The 15,360-nt window shown below is 70.6% G+C and carries 13 protein-coding genes; 11 read left to right on the top strand and 2 right to left on the bottom strand.

Annotated elements, in window-relative coordinates; translation table 11 throughout:
* Positions 1-180: 180 nt before the first annotated feature.
* The gene (locus tag BU204_RS36560; RefSeq protein ID WP_143230018.1) at positions 181-1,050 is read right to left on the bottom strand and encodes a hypothetical protein; all 870 of its coding nucleotides are present in this window, start codon (positions 1,048-1,050) and stop codon (positions 181-183) included.
* Positions 1,051-1,331: 281 nt separating this feature from the next.
* Positions 1,332-1,937: a TetR/AcrR family transcriptional regulator gene (locus BU204_RS36555; protein ID WP_075130370.1), complete on the bottom strand. Its 606-nt coding sequence runs from the start codon at positions 1,935-1,937 to the stop codon at positions 1,332-1,334.
* 109 nt (positions 1,938-2,046) lie between these two features.
* Here BU204_RS36555 and BU204_RS36550 point away from each other — a divergent pair, with 109 nt between their 5' ends.
* The 11 genes from BU204_RS36550 to dapB all read left to right on the top strand — a co-directional run bounded on the left by BU204_RS36550 (position 2,047) and on the right by dapB (position 14,944).
* Entirely contained in the window at positions 2,047-4,257 is a 2,211-nt protein-coding gene (locus tag BU204_RS36550; protein ID WP_233161033.1) for an MMPL family transporter, read from the top strand.
* 24 nt (positions 4,258-4,281) lie between these two features.
* A complete protein-coding gene (locus tag BU204_RS36545) occupies positions 4,282-5,622 on the top strand; it encodes an MFS transporter (protein WP_408608081.1) in 1,341 nt (446 codons plus the stop codon).
* Positions 5,623-5,680: 58 nt separating this feature from the next.
* A complete protein-coding gene (gene truB / locus BU204_RS36540) occupies positions 5,681-6,553 on the top strand; it encodes a tRNA pseudouridine(55) synthase TruB (RefSeq protein ID WP_075130369.1) in 873 nt (290 codons plus the stop codon).
* Positions 6,554-6,754: 201 nt separating this feature from the next.
* Positions 6,755-7,561 (top strand): NYN domain-containing protein, encoded by an 807-nt coding sequence (locus BU204_RS36535; RefSeq protein ID WP_158073573.1) that lies wholly within the window; start codon positions 6,755-6,757, stop codon positions 7,559-7,561.
* Between the two features lie 194 nt (positions 7,562-7,755).
* Complete coding sequence (locus tag BU204_RS36530; RefSeq protein WP_075130367.1) at positions 7,756-8,724, top strand: bifunctional riboflavin kinase/FAD synthetase; 969 nt, start codon at positions 7,756-7,758, stop codon at positions 8,722-8,724.
* A 164-nt stretch (positions 8,725-8,888) separates the two neighbouring features.
* A complete protein-coding gene (locus tag BU204_RS36525; RefSeq protein ID WP_075130366.1) occupies positions 8,889-9,368 on the top strand; it encodes a helix-turn-helix domain-containing protein in 480 nt (159 codons plus the stop codon).
* A 19-nt stretch (positions 9,369-9,387) separates the two neighbouring features.
* On the top strand, positions 9,388-9,966 hold the full coding sequence (gene thpR, locus BU204_RS36520; protein ID WP_158073572.1) for an RNA 2',3'-cyclic phosphodiesterase: 579 nt from the start codon (positions 9,388-9,390) through the stop codon (positions 9,964-9,966).
* 113 nt (positions 9,967-10,079) lie between these two features.
* Positions 10,080-10,349 (top strand): 30S ribosomal protein S15, encoded by a 270-nt coding sequence (gene rpsO / locus BU204_RS36515; RefSeq protein ID WP_075130364.1) that lies wholly within the window; start codon positions 10,080-10,082, stop codon positions 10,347-10,349.
* Positions 10,350-10,601: 252 nt separating this feature from the next.
* Positions 10,602-12,857, top strand: coding sequence for a polyribonucleotide nucleotidyltransferase (locus BU204_RS36510; RefSeq protein WP_075130363.1), 2,256 nt, complete (start codon positions 10,602-10,604; stop codon positions 12,855-12,857).
* A 3-nt stretch (positions 12,858-12,860) separates the two neighbouring features.
* Complete coding sequence (locus BU204_RS36505; protein ID WP_075130362.1) at positions 12,861-14,180, top strand: M16 family metallopeptidase; 1,320 nt, start codon at positions 12,861-12,863, stop codon at positions 14,178-14,180.
* A 2-nt stretch (positions 14,181-14,182) separates the two neighbouring features.
* Positions 14,183-14,944 carry a 4-hydroxy-tetrahydrodipicolinate reductase gene (gene dapB / locus BU204_RS36500; protein ID WP_075130361.1) on the top strand — a complete coding sequence of 254 codons (762 nt, stop codon included), beginning with the start codon at positions 14,183-14,185 and terminating at the stop codon, positions 14,942-14,944.
* Positions 14,945-15,360 lie beyond the last annotated feature (416 nt).

The raw sequence follows: 15,360 nt of genomic DNA, 5'->3' as shown, positions 1-15,360 counted from the left end.
CCCTCGCCGCATACTGCGAACGAATTAACGACTCACGACACTAGCCTCCGTTTTGTTCTTCAAAACTTCATCGGTTTCACAAATGTCCGCCGCAATGGTTTAAACAGCCGACCCCCGCCGGAGGTGATCCGGCGGGGGTCGTGCTGGTTGAATTTTGGTGTCAATGGGCAGCAGCAGTGGTCACCCGGTGCAGTTGGGGACCGCGGGAGCGCTGCCGACGCAGTTGTTCGCGGTGTTGGCGGTGATGGGCGAGTTGGTGGTGGTCATGGTGCCACCCTGGCGGTGGACGCCGCCGGAATTTCCCAGGGTCAGCAGCGCGTGGTTGTTGGTCACGGCGGTCTGGGTGAGGGTGGTCGCGGTGGAGCTGACCGCGGCGATCCCGCCGCCCCGACCCGCGCTGTTGCCGGTGATGAACAGCGGGCTGCCGGAGACTCCGGTGACCGTCAGCGTGCCGCGCAGGCCGTTGTAGAGGGCGCCGCCGTTGCCAAGCAGGGTGGTGTTGCCCGACAGCGGGCTGTTGGTGAACGTCGCGGCGGGCGCGGTGCCGTTCGGGGTGTCCACGTTGGCCAGGCCGCCGCCGTTTCCGGACGCGGTGTTGCCGGTCAGGGTGCTCCCGGTGAGGGTGACCGCACCGCGGTTGAGGATGCCGCCCCCGTTGCCGAGCACGTTGCCGCGGGTGAACGCGACGCCGGTGGTGAGGGTGAGGCTGCCGGTCGGACCGACTTCGGCGATCCGGAACAGACCGAGGCCCAGCAGCGAGGCGTTGGTGACCGTGGCCGGGCCGACCATCTCGATCGGAGTGGTGATTACCGGCAGCGCGTTCGAGGGCCCTCCGTGGCTGGTCGTCATGCCGTACGTACAGCCTCCCGCCAGCACGAGGGTGTCGGAGGTGGGGGTGGAGTTGGCCTGGTTCACCGCCGCGACCAGAGCGTTCTCGCCGCACGCCACCGGGATCGTGATGGCCTGCGCCGCCGGGGCGAGCACGACCAGAGCCGTGGTCGTGGCGGTAACCCCTAGCAGGGCCTGGACAATGGTACTGATGCGTCTCATGACGACTTCATTTCCTGTAAACAGTAGCGGTGATCCGCGTCGGCGCGGTGCGCCTGCGGAAATAATTCGGATGAGCTCGCCGGAAAAATCTCGTCACCGAGGTCCGGGTACAAAAATTATCCTACTCGCTCAGCTGGATTGGTGATACCCCGGGTCGCCACATGGCCGCACCGAGAGGAATTCGAAAAAATCACAACCGATGCGCCGGTGGTGTGCCGCAGATTATTCTTCGAAAATAACGTTCTCTGGTCGCCCGGAATTTCCCGTCCGTCGGCGCGGGCTCAGGCCCCGCCGCTCTCGAACGCGGCGAGGTAGCCGATCAGCGCCTGCTTGAGCTCGGCCACCCACCGGTCCCGGTCCCCGTCCGCGGACAGGATCGTGCCGAGCAGCGCGCCGAAGATCTGGGTGGCCACCACCGCCGTTCGGTGCACGTCCTCGGGGGGCCGGTCCGGTAGGCGGGCGGCGATGACCGAGCCGATGCGGCCGGCGACGGCGGCATGCAGCTCCCGCGCCGGCGCCGCCACGTGTGCCGGCATGTCCGCGGCGGTGAACAGGGCCTTGAACCCCGGGTTCTCGAGGTTCACCGCGATCATCGGTTCGACCATCCGGTCGACCAGCTCCGGCAGCGGCAGGGTGGCGAAGCCCGGGTCGAACGCCTGCTCGTGGGCCTGCGCCAGCGCGGAGCGGTAGCGCTCGGCCAGGCCGGCGGCCAGGGCCTCCTTGTTCGCGAAGAACTGGTACAGGGTCCCGGGAGACACCCCGGCCCGCGCCGCCACCGCGTTGGTCGTCGCCTTGGCGTAGCCGTTCTCGGCGAAGACGTCGGCCGCGGCGTCCAGGAGCTGGGCCATCCGGCGTTCGCCCCGTGCCTGGCGCCTGCGTTCGGGCATGGCTCCTCCGGGATTGACAAATGCGAGCAAAAGCTCGTACTTTCTCATGCGAGCGATCGCTCGTGTTTCTCGGTCAGACTACCGCTTCACCACGTCCCTGGAGTCCCCTGTGTCCCGTTCCGTGCTGGCTCGCCTCGGCCGCTTCACCACTCGCCGACGGCGGCCCGTGCTCACCGCCGCCGTCCTGCTCACGCTGCTGGCCGGCGTGTACGCGGCGGGCGCCCTCGGCGCGTTGTCCCTGTCCCGCATCGACGCGCCCGGTTCGGAGTCGGACCAGGCCCAGGCGGTGCTCGCCGAGCAGTTCCACACCGGGCCGCCGAACCTGGTCCTGCTGGTCAGCGCCCGGCAGGGCACGGTCGACGACATCCGCACCGAGGGGGAGCGGCTGACCGCCGAACTCGCCGCGGAGCCCGGGGTGGCCGAGGTCGGCTCGTATTGGTCGCGCGGGGGGTCACCCGCGCTGCGCAGCGAGGACGGCACGGCCGGCCTGGTCCTCGCCCGGGTCCCGGGGGAGGTGAACGCGGCTCGTGCCCTGGTCGGCGAGCTGGCCGAGCGGTTCACCCGGGAGACGGCGAGCATCCGGGTGGCCGCCGGCGGCCAGGACGTGGTGTTCCGCGAGATCGGCGCGCAGGCCAGGACCGACTTCCTGCGCGCGGAGCTCGTCGTGATCCCGCTCGTCCTGGTGCTGCTGCTGCTGGTCTACCGGCGGTTCGCGCTGGCGGCGGTCACGCTGGGCGTCGGGGTGTTCTCGATCCTGGGCACGCTCGCGCTGCTGCGCCTGGTCGCCGCGTTCACGCCGGTGTCCACGTTCGCCGCCAACATCGCGCTGGTCATGGGGCTCGCGCTGGGGGTGGACTACTGCCTGTTCGTCATCGCCCGGTTCCGCGAGGAGCTGGAGGGCGGCGCGGACGTCGGGGGCGCGGTGTCCACCGCGGTGCGCACGGCGGGACGGACGGTGCTGTTCAGCGGCATCACCGTGGCCACCTCGCTGCTCGCGCTGACCCTGTTCCCCCTGTCGTTCCTGCGGTCCTTCGGCTACGCGGGGGCGTTCGTGGTGCTGACCGCGGTGACCGGAGCGCTGGTGGTCCTGCCCGCCGCGCTCGCCGTGCTGGGTCCGCGTGCGCTGCCCCGGCGACCCGGCCGACGCCGGGGCGAGCATGGTGGCTGGTACCGGCTGGCGCTGGCGGTCATGCGGCGTCCGGTGCTGACCGGGGGGTTGGCGCTGGTGGCGGTGCTGGTCGTCGCCTCGCCCGTGCTCGGCCTGCGCTTCGGCATGCCGGACGCCCGGATCCTGCCGCCCGACGCGCCGGGACGGGTGACAGCCGACGAGATCCGCGCTGGCTTCGGGCAGGAGGAGTCCGACGCGCTCTACCTGGTCGCGCCGGACGGGGAGGCCGACGTCGCGGAGTACGCCGCCGAGCTGTCCCGGGTGGAGGGCATCGCGCAGGTGGACTCGGCGGCCGGCTCCTTCGCCGGGGGCGAGCGCGTCGGTCCCGGCGCCGACAGGTTCACCGCGGACGGGGGCACCTACCTCGCGGCGATCCCGACGCAGGCCGCGCTCGCCGGCGACCCGGCGGCGCTGGTCGAGGCGGTGCGCGCGGTACCGGCCCCGTTCGAGGTGCTGGTCGGCGGGAACCCGGCGGCGATGACCGACTGGCGCGCCGCGATGACCGAGCGGTTGCCGCTGGTGCTCACGCTCGTCCTCGTGCTGACGTTCGCGGTGCTGTTCCTGATGACCGGGAGCCTGCTGCTGCCGCTCAAGGCGACGGTGCTGAACCTGCTCAGCCTTGGCGTGATGTTCGGCGTGCTCGTCTGGGTGTTCCAGGAAGGTAACCTCGCCGACCTCCTGGGTTTCACAGCGACCGGCACGCTGGAGTCGAGCATCCCGCTGCTGATGTTCTGCGTGGTGTACGGGCTCTCGATGGACTACGAGGTGTTCGTCGTCTCCCGGATCCGCGAGGAATATCTGTCCACAGGAGACAGTCAAGCCGCGGTGGCGCTCGGGCTGCAGCGCAGCGGTCCACTTGTGACGGTCGCGGCGGTCGTCCTGGCGCTGTCGTTCGCGGTGTACACCACGGGTGGGGTGGTGTACCTGAAGATGATCGGCCTGGGTATGGCGGTCGCCGTCCTGGTCGACGCGGTGGTGATCCGCGGCGTGCTGCTGCCCGCGTTCGTCCGGCTGGCCGGTTCGGCGAACTGGTGGGCGCCGGAGCCGTTGCGGCGCGTGCACGAGCGGTTCGGCTTCAGTGATGTGGCCGATCGCACGGTTAGCAAGGCTAACGATGCGGGGACTCCTGCCGCTGTAACGGGTGGAACCTGACCTCACCATCTCGAATGGAGTGTCGTGCAGCACACCCCGGGCACCCGACCGGAACCGCGGATCCAGGCGCCGGCGCGGCACGCGCTGGCCGTCTGGGCCGTCGCCGTCCTCGTCTACCTGGCGGCGGTGTTCCACCGGACCTCGCTCGGGGTGGCGAGCCTCGAGGCGGCGGACCGGTTCCAGCTGGGACCGGCCGCCCTCGGCACGTTCACCGTGCTGCAGATCGGCGTCTACGCGCTCATGCAGGTGCCGACCGGGCTGCTGGTCGACCGGTTCGGCCCGCGCCGGGTGCTGACCGCCGCCGCGGTGCTGATGGGACTGGGGCAGCTGCTGTTCGCCGTCGCCACCTCCTACCCGCTCGGGCTGCTCGCCAGGGCCGTGCTCGGGGTCGGCGACGCGATGACGTTCGTCAGCGTGCTGCGCCTGGTCGCCACGCACTTCCCGGCCAGGCGCTACGCGGTGCTGGCCTCGTTCACCGCGGCCCTCGGGGCGCTGGGCAACCTGGTCTCCACCGTCCCGTTGAGCGTGCTGCTGGCGAACGTGGGCTGGACGGCGACCTTCGCCGTCGCAGGCGGGGCCACCGCGCTCTACGCGGTCGTGCTCGCGCTGCGGGTGCGCGACGGCGCGCCGGTCGCCGAGCCGGACGCGACCCAGTCGCTGCGGTCGGTGCTGGGCCAGGTGCGCGGAGCGTGGGCGACACCGGGCACCCGCCTCGGCTTCTGGGTGCACTTCTCGACGATGTTCGCGCCGGCCATGCTCGGCCTGCTCTGGGGCTTCCCGTACCTGGTCCGGGCGCAGGGGATGAGCGAGCCGGCCGCCGGGCTGCTGCTCGGGATCCTGGTGGTCGGGCAGGTCGTCGGCGGGCCGCTGGTCGGCGCCGCGATCGGCAGGTGGCCGGAGTGGCGGACCCCGCTGGTGATGGGCTACCTGACGGCCGCGCTGGGGGTGTGGGCGGTGCTGCTCGGCTGGCCGGGCGGCCGGGTTCCGGGCCTGGTGCTGGTCGCCGGGTTCGCGCTGCTCTCGCTCGGCGGACCGGCATCGACGATCGCGTTCGCGCTGGCCAGGGACTACAACCCGCTGCGGCGGGTGGGCACCGCGACCGGCGTGGTGAACGTCGGCGGGTTCGTCGCGATCACCGTGTCCGCGCTCGCCGTGGGGCTGCTGCTCTCGGCGTTCGACCCGCTCGGCCCGCGGACCGCCTACCGGTTGGCGCTGCTGGCGGTGGTCGTGGTGCTGCTCGGCGGGCTGTGGCGGACCTCGGTCTGGTGGCGGCGGGCCCGGGCGGCGGTGTTCGACGCGGCCGCGCGCGGTGAGGAGGTCCCGGTGCGGATCCGGCGCCGGGCGTGGGACCTGGCCCCCGCCTGAGCGGCGCGCCTTGAATAATGGCGCGGTGCCCCCAACCTCGGTAAAGCAACGTGTCGTCGTGCCGCCCGGACTCGTCGTCGTCGACAAGCCCGACGGGATGACCTCGCACGACGTGGTCGCGCGGGTCCGGCGGATCATGGGTACCCGCAAGGTGGGCCACGCCGGCACGCTCGACCCGATGGCCACCGGGGTGCTGGTCCTCGGCATCGAACGGGCCACCAAGCTGCTCGGGCACCTCGCCCTGGACACCAAGGCCTACCTGGCCACGATCTCCCTCGGCTCGGCGACCACGACCGACGACGCCCAGGGGGACGTGCTCTCGACGGCACCGGTCGACGCGGTCGCCGACGAGGCCATCGCCGCCGGCATCCGCGCCCTGACCGGTCACATCCAGCAGGTGCCCAGCGCCGTGAGCGCGGTGAAGGTCGACGGAAAGCGGGCCTACGCCCGCGTCCGCGCCGGTGAGGAGGTCGCCCTCGCCCCACGTCCGGTCGAGGTGTCCCGGTTCGACCTGCTCATGGCCAGGCGCGGCCCCGAGTCGATCGAGCTCGACGTGATGGTCGAGTGCTCCTCGGGTACCTACGTGCGGGCGCTGGCACGCGACCTGGGTGCCGCCCTCGGGGTCGGCGGCCACCTCGCGGCACTGCGGCGAACCCGGGTCGGCCCCTTCGACCTGCGCGTGGTGACGACGCTGGAGAAGCTCGCCGACGCGCCGGGCCTGTCGCTCCCCCTGAACGAGGCCGTCGACGCCGCCTTCCCGCGGCGCGACGTCGACGACCGCTCGGCGGCCGCCCTGCTCCGCGGCCAGCGCCTGCCGGCGGCGGGGATCGCGGGCACCTACGGGGTGTTCGACCCCGCCGGCCGCGCGATCGCGCTCGCCGTGGACGAGGGGCAGGTCAGCCGTTCGCTGGTGGTGCTCGTCACCGCGTGAGGCGGGTCGGCCGCGGTGCCGCGACGTGCTCCAGGCTTGTCGGCCGTCACGCTCGTCGCGTTTGACAGGGCAGTGACACTGGTGGCAGCATGGTCGGGCGCGAGAGCGCTTTTGCATGACCACTCTGTTGAGTGGTCAAGGGCCATCCCTCGGGATGGCCCTTTTTGTATCTGGGGGTAGTTGATGGACCGGGCTGCGATCATGATCGATGCTGGCTACGTTTACGCGGCTGGTGGTCATCTGTGTTGCGGAACGCGATCGAGAAGCGACATCGTCGTCGACGCAAGTGCGGTTGTCGGTTCCGTGAGCAACAGGGTGCGCAGTGCCCTGGGCGTGTCTGTTCTTCGAACGTACTGGTACGACGCCGCACGTGACGGAATCCGGACCGAGGAGCAGCAGGTCATAGCTGGGCTGTACGACGTGAAGCTTCGGTTGGGGCGCCTGAACGCGCAGAACCAGCAGAAGGGTGTCGATGCGCTGATCTACCGCGACATGATCACGCTTGCTCAACGGCGGGCCGTCACCGACATCGTGTTGGTCAGCGGGGACGAGGATCTCCGCGAGGGCGTTCGTACGGTCCAGGACTACGGTGTTCGCGTCGTCCTGGTTGGTATCGAGGCGGTGCGCGGATTCAACCAGTCGCGCGAGCTGACATACGAGGCCGACCGGGTGTGGACGCTGACGAAGAGTGACCTGGAACCCCTCTTCTCGCGTCGTGTGCGGCCTGTGATCGAAACTCCCGGGCTGCCGTTCGAAGCCGCCGAGCTGGAGGCCGTGGACGACAGAGTTGTCCGGGCGGCGGTCGATTTCGCGACACAGTGGCGGGAGAAGGCCCAGGAGAACGAGCTTCTCGAGCTGCGGGACGAGTGCCCCCGAATTCCGCGTCCACTGGACGTGGAACTCCTGTCGGCTGTCGAGACCGCAACCGGGATCAGCCTGAGGACGCAGGACGCCCTGAAGCGCAAGGTGCGTGCCTCGTGGTGGGGTGTCATCGGGCCACGCCGATGACTGAGGATCAGTAGCTGGCGAGTGGCGCCGCGTCGCACTGTCGCACATCGCGCTCGCCGCGACTGATCGCGCTCGCCGTGGACGAGGGGCAGGTCAGCCGTTCGCTGGTGGTGCTCGTCACCGCGTGAGGCGGGTCGTGTATCTCACCTGCCGCGGGCGGGTCGGGGGTTCGGCGGGCCGAATAGGGTAGGGGCGTGCAACGCTGGCGCGGGTTGGAGTTCGTCCCTGGTGGGTGGGGCCGCTGTGTGGCCACGATCGGCGTCTTCGACGGCGTGCACCTCGGGCACCAGGAGTTGATCAGGCGCGCCGTCACGCTCGCCCACGAGCGGGGGGTGCCGAGCGTGTTGATGACCTTCGACCCGCACCCCTCGGAGGTGGTGCGGCCGGGCAGCCACCCCGCGCAGCTGACCACCCTCCGGCGCAAGGCCGAGCTCGTCGAGGAGCTCGGCATCGACGTCTTCTGCGTGCTCCCGTTCACCCACGAGCTGTCCAAGGTGCCGGCCGACGAGTTCGTGCACGAGGTGCTGATCGAGCAGCTGCACGTCGCCGCGGTGGTGGTCGGGCGCAACTTCACCTTCGGCCACCGGGCGCTGGGCAACGTCGAGCTGCTGACCCGGCTGGGACAGCGGTTCGGCTTCGTCGCCGAGGGTGCCGACCTGGTCACCGTTCCGCATGCGGACCAGGACACCGGCGGGGGCGGTGACGAGATCACCTTCTCCTCCACCTACATCCGGGCCTGCGTCAACGCCGGCGACGTGACCGCCGCGGCCGCCGCCCTCGGCCGCCCACACCGGCTCGAGGGGATCGTCGTCCGGGGCGACCGCCGCGGCCACGAGCTGGGCTTCCCCACCGCGAACCTCTCCACCCCGCGGTACGCCGCGGTACCGGCGGACGGGGTCTACGCCGGACGCTTCTCCCTGCTGAACGCGGCCGGCCGCGCGCCGCTGATGGCCGCGATCTCGGTCGGCACGAACCCGACCTTCTCCGGCCGGGAACGGCGCGTGGAGGCGTTCGTACTCGACGTCGAGGAGGATTTCTACGGGCAGCGTGTCGCTGTCGACTTCGTCGCCCGGCTTCGCGACATGGAGCGTTTCGAGTCCACGGAGGCACTGGTCGAGCAGATGCACGACGACGTTCGGCGGGCCCGCGAACTCCTGGTCTGACCTGCGCGGACGCAGTTCCTCGGCCCTTCGGGGCAGAGCCGCTCCGTGCAGATGCGAACAGCTGTCGGGAATCGGCACGGAAATCCCAAACGCCTGGCAAGATGCTGGGAGATCGGGCTGTGGGGCACGGACCGGTGTCAGCGGGAAACAGGGGAGAGGCGAAGGTGGAGGACCACAAGATCGTCCAACGCAACCTCGCGCTGCAGCGCGAGTGGTACGGCGAGCCCCTGGGTGACCGGGTGCGCCGGCTGGTCGTCGCGTTCGACATCTCCCAGGCCTTCCTGGCCGACGTCCTGGGGATCAGCGCCCCCATGCTCAGCCAGGTGATGTCCGGCCGCCGGGCCAAGATCGGGAACCCCGCCGTCCTGGCCCGCCTGATCATGCTGGAGCGCAAGGTGCTGGTGCCCGACGTGGCCGCCGGCAAGAAGGAAGCCATGATGCGGGCGCTCGAGGAGGTCCGCGCCTCCCGTCCCTCGGTCACCCGGGACAACCTGCCCGTCGACATCGGCCGCAACGACCGGGTGGCGGTCGCCGCCCTGCGCCGGGTCGCCGAGGCCGGGGACCTCACCGCGGCGGCGAGCCTGCTCAACGGCAAGTTCCCCGAGCTCGCCGACCTGCTCCGGCGGGCGGGCCAGCCCCAGTGACCCCGACCCGGGTCTGACCGTGGTCCGGCTGTTCTCGGCCATCGAGCTGCCCGAACCGACGCGGTCCGAGCTGGCCGGACGGCTGCGCGAGCTGCGTGCCGGCCAACCCGAGCTCGACACCGGGCTGACCTGGACACCCCCGCACCGCTGGCACATCACCCTTGGCTTCTACGGCGACCGGGAGCACGCCGACCGGCGGGCGACCTGGTTCCGGCGGCAGGCCATCGGGCTCGCCGCCGCCCGGCTGCGGCTGCGCGGCGCCGGGCGCTTCCCCGGCGTGCTGTGGGTGGGGGTCAGCCCGGTCTCCGCCCAGGACGCCTCGGCCCTGCGCGCGATGGCCGGCGCGCTCAACGCCGACGCCAACGCCGGCGTCCTCGACTTCACCGCGCACGTCACGGTCGCCCGGTGGCGCCGGGGCAGCGGCGGCGGGGAGCGGGGGATGCTGGCCGCCGGGTCGCTCGCCGACTTCGCCGGCGCACCCTGGACCGCCGGCGAGGTCGTGCTGTTCCGCAGCGACCAGGGCACCCCCGAGCAGGGCCGGTCCGGTCCGGTCTACACCCCGCTCGACCGGGTCACCCTGGCCAGTAAGCAGGGCTAACGACCCACCTGCTACCCTCGGTGTTTGGGTCCGGCTGCGGTCCGTGGCGGCCGATGCCCTCTGTTCCCGGTTCGCCGGTCACACGGCACATATCAACCCTGAGGAGAACACGCGTGGCGCTGTCCACCGAGCAGAAGAAGACCATCCTGGCCGAGTACGGGGTGCATGACACCGACACCGGCTCGCCGGAGGCCCAGGTCGCGATGCTGACCAAGCGCATCAGCGACCTGACCGAGCACCTCAAGGTGCACAAGCACGACCACCACTCGCGTCGGGGTCTGTTGCTGCTGGTCGGCCGTCGCCGCCGGCTGCTCAACTACCTGACGAAGGTGGACATCGAACGCTACCGGTCGCTGATCCAGCGGCTCGGCCTGCGCCGATAGACCCCATCGGGGGAGTGGTCCACGGCAGTCGACCGCTCCCCCGATGTCTATCAACTCAAGAAAACCAGGGCCATGCGCGCCGCGTACGGGGATCAGTCAGCCGGTCCTCGGTAGTGGTCCCCGGGTTCTGCGAGCGGCACCGCCGCCACGCCCCGTGGACTTCGATCGAAGACCGGCCTCGTGAGGACCGCGAATCCCGTGCCCTTCGCCCCGTATGGGGTGTGCGCGCCCGCGAGAACGAGGAGCAACTACATGACCGACTTCAGCGAAGCTGGAGTTCACGAGACGACCGCCGTGATCGACAACGGCAACTTCGGCAAGCGGACGATCCGCTTCGAGACCGGCCGGCTGGCCCGGCAGGCCGCCGGCAGCGTCGTGGCCTACCTCGATGAGGAGACCATGCTGCTGTCCGCCACCACGGCGTCGAAGAACCCGAAGGAGCACTTCGACTTCTTCCCGCTGACCGTGGACGTCGAGGAGCGGATGTACGCCGCGGGCCGCATTCCCGGCTCCTTCTTCCGCCGCGAGGGCCGCCCGTCGACCGACGCGATCCTCACCTGCCGGCTGATCGACCGGCCGCTGCGTCCGTCCTTCGTGGACGGTCTGCGCAACGAGATCCAGGTCGTGATCACGGTGCAGAGCCTCAACCCGCAGGACCTCTACGACGTGGTCGCGATCAACGCCGCGTCCGCCTCCACCCAGCTGGCCGGCCTGCCGTTCTCCGGCCCGGTCGGCGGTGTCCGGGTCGCGCTGATCGGCGAGCAGTGGGTCGCCTTCCCGACCCACGAGCAGCTGGAGAAGGCCGCCTTCGACATGGTCGTCGCCGGCCGCGTCGTCGGTGAGGGCGCCGCGGACGTCGCCATCATGATGGTCGAGGCCGAGGCCACCGAGAACGTGCTCGACCTGGTCGCCGAGGGTGCGACGATGCCGACCGAGGAGGTCGTCGCCGCCGGTCTCGAGGCCGCCAAGCCGTTCATCCGCGTGCTCTGCGAGGCCCAGTCCCGGCTCGCCGACGTGGCCGCCAAGGAGACCCGCGCGTACCCGACCTTCCCGGCCTACCAGCCCGACGCCTACGAGGCCGTCGAGGCGGCGGTCTCCGAGCAGCTCGCCCAGGCGCTGACGATCGCCGGCAAGCAGGAGCGGGAGAGCCGGCTCGACGAGATCAAGGTCGAGACCCTGGAGAAGGTCGGCGCCGTCGAGGGCGGCGCCTTCGAGGGCCGGGAGAAGGAGGTCGGCGCCGCGTTCCGGTCGCTGAACAAGAAGCTGGTCCGTCAGCGCATCCTGCGGGACAAGGTGCGGATCGACGGCCGCGGCCTGACCGACATCCGCCAGCTCTCCACCGAGGTCGCGCTGATCCCCCGGGCTCACGGCTCGGCCCTGTTCGAGCGCGGCGAGACCCAGATCCTGGGCGTGACCACGCTGAACATGCTGCGGATGGAGCAGCAGATCGACTCGCTCTCCCCGGAGACGCACAAGCGCTACCTGCACCACTACAACTTCCCGCCGTTCTCCACCGGTGAGACGGGCAGGGTCGGCTCGCCCAAGCGCCGCGAGATCGGTCACGGCGCGCTGGCCGAGCGGGCCCTGGCGCCGGTGCTGCCCAAGCGCGAGGAGTTCCCCTACGCGATCCGCCAGGTCTCCGAGGCACTGAGCTCCAACGGCTCGACGTCCATGGGCTCGGTCTGCGCCTCGACGATGTCGCTGCTCAACGCCGGTGTCCCGCTCAAGGCGCCGGTCTCGGGCATCGCCATGGGCCTGGTCTCCGACGAGGTCGACGGGAAGACCGAGTACGTCGCGCTGACCGACATCCTCGGTGCCGAGGACGCCTTCGGCGACATGGACTTCAAGGTCGCCGGCACGACCGAGTTCGTGACCGCGCTCCAGCTGGACACCAAGCTGGACGGCATCCCGTCCGAGGTGCTCGCCGCCGCGCTGGCCCAGGCCCGCGACGCGCGCCTGACGATCCTCGAGGTGATGGCCGAGGCCATCGCCGCGCCGGACGAGATGAGCCCCTACGCGCCGCGCGTCACCAGCGTGAAGATCCCGGTCGACAAGATCGGCGAGGTCATCGGCCCGAAGGGCAAGATGATCAACTCGATCACCGAGGAGACCGGCGCCGACATCTCCATCGAGGACGACGGCACGATCTACGTCGGTGCGGCCGACGGCCCCTCCGCGGAGGCCGCGATCTCCAAGATCAACGCCATTGCCAACCCGCAGCTGCCCAAGATCGGCGAGCGGTTCCTCGGCACGGTCGTGAAGACCGCGGCGTTCGGCGCGTTCGTCTCGCTGCTGCCCGGCAAGGACGGGCTGGTGCACATCTCCAAGCTCGGCAACGGCAAGCGCATCGGCAAGGTCGAGGACGTGGTGAAGGTCGGCGACAAGCTCCGGGTGGAGATCGCCGACATCGACCAGCGCGGCAAGATCAGCCTGGTGCTGGTCGACGAGGAGGAGAAGGCCGCCGACAAGCCGGCCGACGCCACCACCGACGAGCCAGCCAAGGCGTGATCGTTGGCGGCTAACGGCAGCACCCGGGTCCTCGAGCGGACCGACGGCGGGTGCGTGGTGAAGCGCACCGTGTTACCCGGTGGCCTGCGGGTGATCACCGAGCAGGTCCCCGGGGTGCGGTCGGCCTCGGTGGGCATCTGGGTCGGCGTGGGTTCCCGCGACGAGCAGCAGGACGTCGCGGGAGCCGCGCACTACCTCGAACACCTCCTGTTCAAGGGGACGCAGCGGCGTTCGGCGGTGCAGATCGCCGAGGAGATCGACGCGGTCGGCGGTGAGCTCAACGCGTTCACCGCCAAGGAGCACACCTGCTACTACGCCCACGTGCTCGACACCGACCTGCCGTTGGCCATGGACCTCGTGTCCGATGTGGTCTTCGACGCGGTCCTGGCCGAGAAGGACATGGAGACCGAGCGCGGCGTGGTCCTCGAGGAGATCGCCATGCGCGACGACGACCCCGAGGACCTGCTGCACGACACGTTCGTCGAGGCGCTGCTCGCCGACCACCCGCTCGGGCGGCCGGTGCTGGGCACCGAGCAGTCCATCACCGAGATGAGCCGCACGGCGCTGCACGGCTTCTACAAGAAGCGCTACGCGATGCCCAGGATGGTGCTGGCCGCGGCCGGCAACATCAGCCACGGCGAGGTCCTGCGGCACGCCCGGCGGCTGCTGCGGGACCGCCTCGTCGGCGAGGGCCTGCCCGGTGCCCCGCGCGCCGGGCGGGCACGCCTGGGCAAGCCCAAGAGGCTGGTGCTGCACACCGACGACACCGAGCAGGCCCACCTCATGCTCGGCGTTCGCGCCCTGGACCGGCACGACGAGCGGCGCTGGGTGCTCGGGGTGCTCAACACCGCACTCGGCGGCGGCATGAGCTCGCGGCTGTTCCAGGAGGTCCGGGAGCGCCGCGGGCTGGCGTACCAGGTGTACTCCTCGGTCGCCTCCTACGCCGACACCGGGCATCTCTCGGTGTACGCGGGCTGCCAGCCCGACCGGCTCGGCTCGGTGGCCGGTGTGGTGCACGAGGTGCTCGCCGACGTCGGCCGGGACGGGCTCACCGAAAGCGAGGTGACCCGGGCCAAGGGGCAGCTGCGCGGCAGCCTGGTGCTCGGCCTGGAGGACACCAGCTCGCGCATGTCCCGGATCGGCAAGGGCGAGCTCAGCTACGCGGACTACCTGACCGTGGAGCAGACGCTGGAGCGGATCGAGTCGGTCACCGCGGACGACGTCGCGCTGCTCGCGAAGCGGCTGCTGGCCCGCCCCGTCGCGACGGCGGTGGTGGGGCCCTACGCTCACCCGGACGACGTGCCGGCAGAAGTGGTGAGGTGAGAATGCGGGCTGAGGACAACCCGATCCGCGTCGGCGTGCTCGGCGCTCGCGGGCGCATGGGCGCGGAGGTCTGCCGCGCGGTCGAGGCGGCCGACGACATGGAGGTCGTCGCCATGATCGACGCGGGCGACTGGATGTTCGACGTCGCCGACGCCGGCGCCGAGGTGGTGGTCGACTTCACCCACCCCGACGTGGTGATGGACAACATCCGGTTCTGTGTGGACCAGGACATCAAGTGCGTCGTGGGGACGTCCGGGTTCGACGCGGAACGGTTGTCCACTGTGGAGGGATGGCTCGAGCAGAAGCCGGAGCTGGGCGTCTTGGTGGCGCCCAACTTCGCGCTCGGGGCCGTGCTGTCGATGAGGTTCGCGGAGCTGGCCGCGAAGTACTACCCGTCGGTGGAGATCATCGAGCTGCACCACGCCGGGAAGGCGGATGCGCCGTCGGGCACGGCGGCGCACACGGCGCGGGTGGTTGCTCGCGCTCGGGCGGCGGCTGGGCTGGGGGCCGCGCCGGACGCCACTACGTCTGAAATGGACGGTGCACGAGGGGCGTTGGTCGAGGGGGTGCGCGTGCACTCGGTGCGGCTGTCGGGGTTGGTCGCCCATCAGGAGCTGCTGTTCGGCGGAAAAGGCGAGACGCTGACGATCCGGCACGACTCGCTGGACCGGGCGTCGTTCATGCCGGGGGTTCTGCTCGGGGTGCGGGAAATCCTGGGGCGGTCCGGGCTGACCGTGGGGTTGGAGAACCTGATCCGGTTGTGAAGTTGGGTTTGTGTTTGACTGTTCGCTTCGTTCAGTCGCTTAACCACCGTCTTCCCTCCTTCGCGCTGTGTTTGTCGGTCGCTCCCGCGACTGCGCTCAGACACCGTCTTCCCTCGTCGCGTCCTCGGCGCTGGCGCGCCTGCGGGCGTCTCCTCAGTCCAGACGGTGTCCGCTCCGTCGCTCCCGCTCCTGGCGGGCGCCTGGGGCGCCTGCGGACGCTGCGTCAGTCCTAGACGGTGGACGCTCCTTCGCTCTCGCTCACGCAGCCGCGGGCCTAACCTCGCTCGAGGAAGTTTGCTGTTGTGCGTCCCGGCTTGGGGAAGGCTGGCGCGGGGTTACCTTGCTCGGGTGCGGGTTTTCCTTTTCCCTTAAGAGCGCGTCTCATTTGGCGAGTTTCTTGGAGCAGGTCAACGTGG

It is taken from the genome of Actinophytocola xanthii, assembly GCF_001921205.1.
Classification (GTDB): Bacteria; Actinomycetota; Actinomycetes; order Mycobacteriales; family Pseudonocardiaceae; genus Actinophytocola; species Actinophytocola xanthii.
The sequence above is the reverse complement of the archived record's forward strand: the minus strand, read 5'-3'. Positions and strand labels throughout refer to the sequence as shown.

What these genes read in the sequence shown, in the direction of transcription:
- BU204_RS36560 (WP_143230018.1), bottom strand. Translation starts at nt 1,050, where the DNA reads ATGAGACGCATCAGTACCATTGTCCAGGCCCTGCTAGGGGTTACCGCC.
- BU204_RS36555 (WP_075130370.1), bottom strand. Translation starts at nt 1,937, where the DNA reads ATGCCCGAACGCAGGCGCCAGGCACGGGGCGAACGCCGGATGGCCCAG.
- BU204_RS36535 (WP_158073573.1), top strand. Translation starts at nt 6,755, where the DNA reads ATGATCGATGCTGGCTACGTTTACGCGGCTGGTGGTCATCTGTGTTGC.
- BU204_RS36510 (WP_075130363.1), top strand. Translation starts at nt 10,602, where the DNA reads ATGACCGACTTCAGCGAAGCTGGAGTTCACGAGACGACCGCCGTGATC.
- dapB (WP_075130361.1), top strand. Translation starts at nt 14,183, where the DNA reads ATGCGGGCTGAGGACAACCCGATCCGCGTCGGCGTGCTCGGCGCTCGC.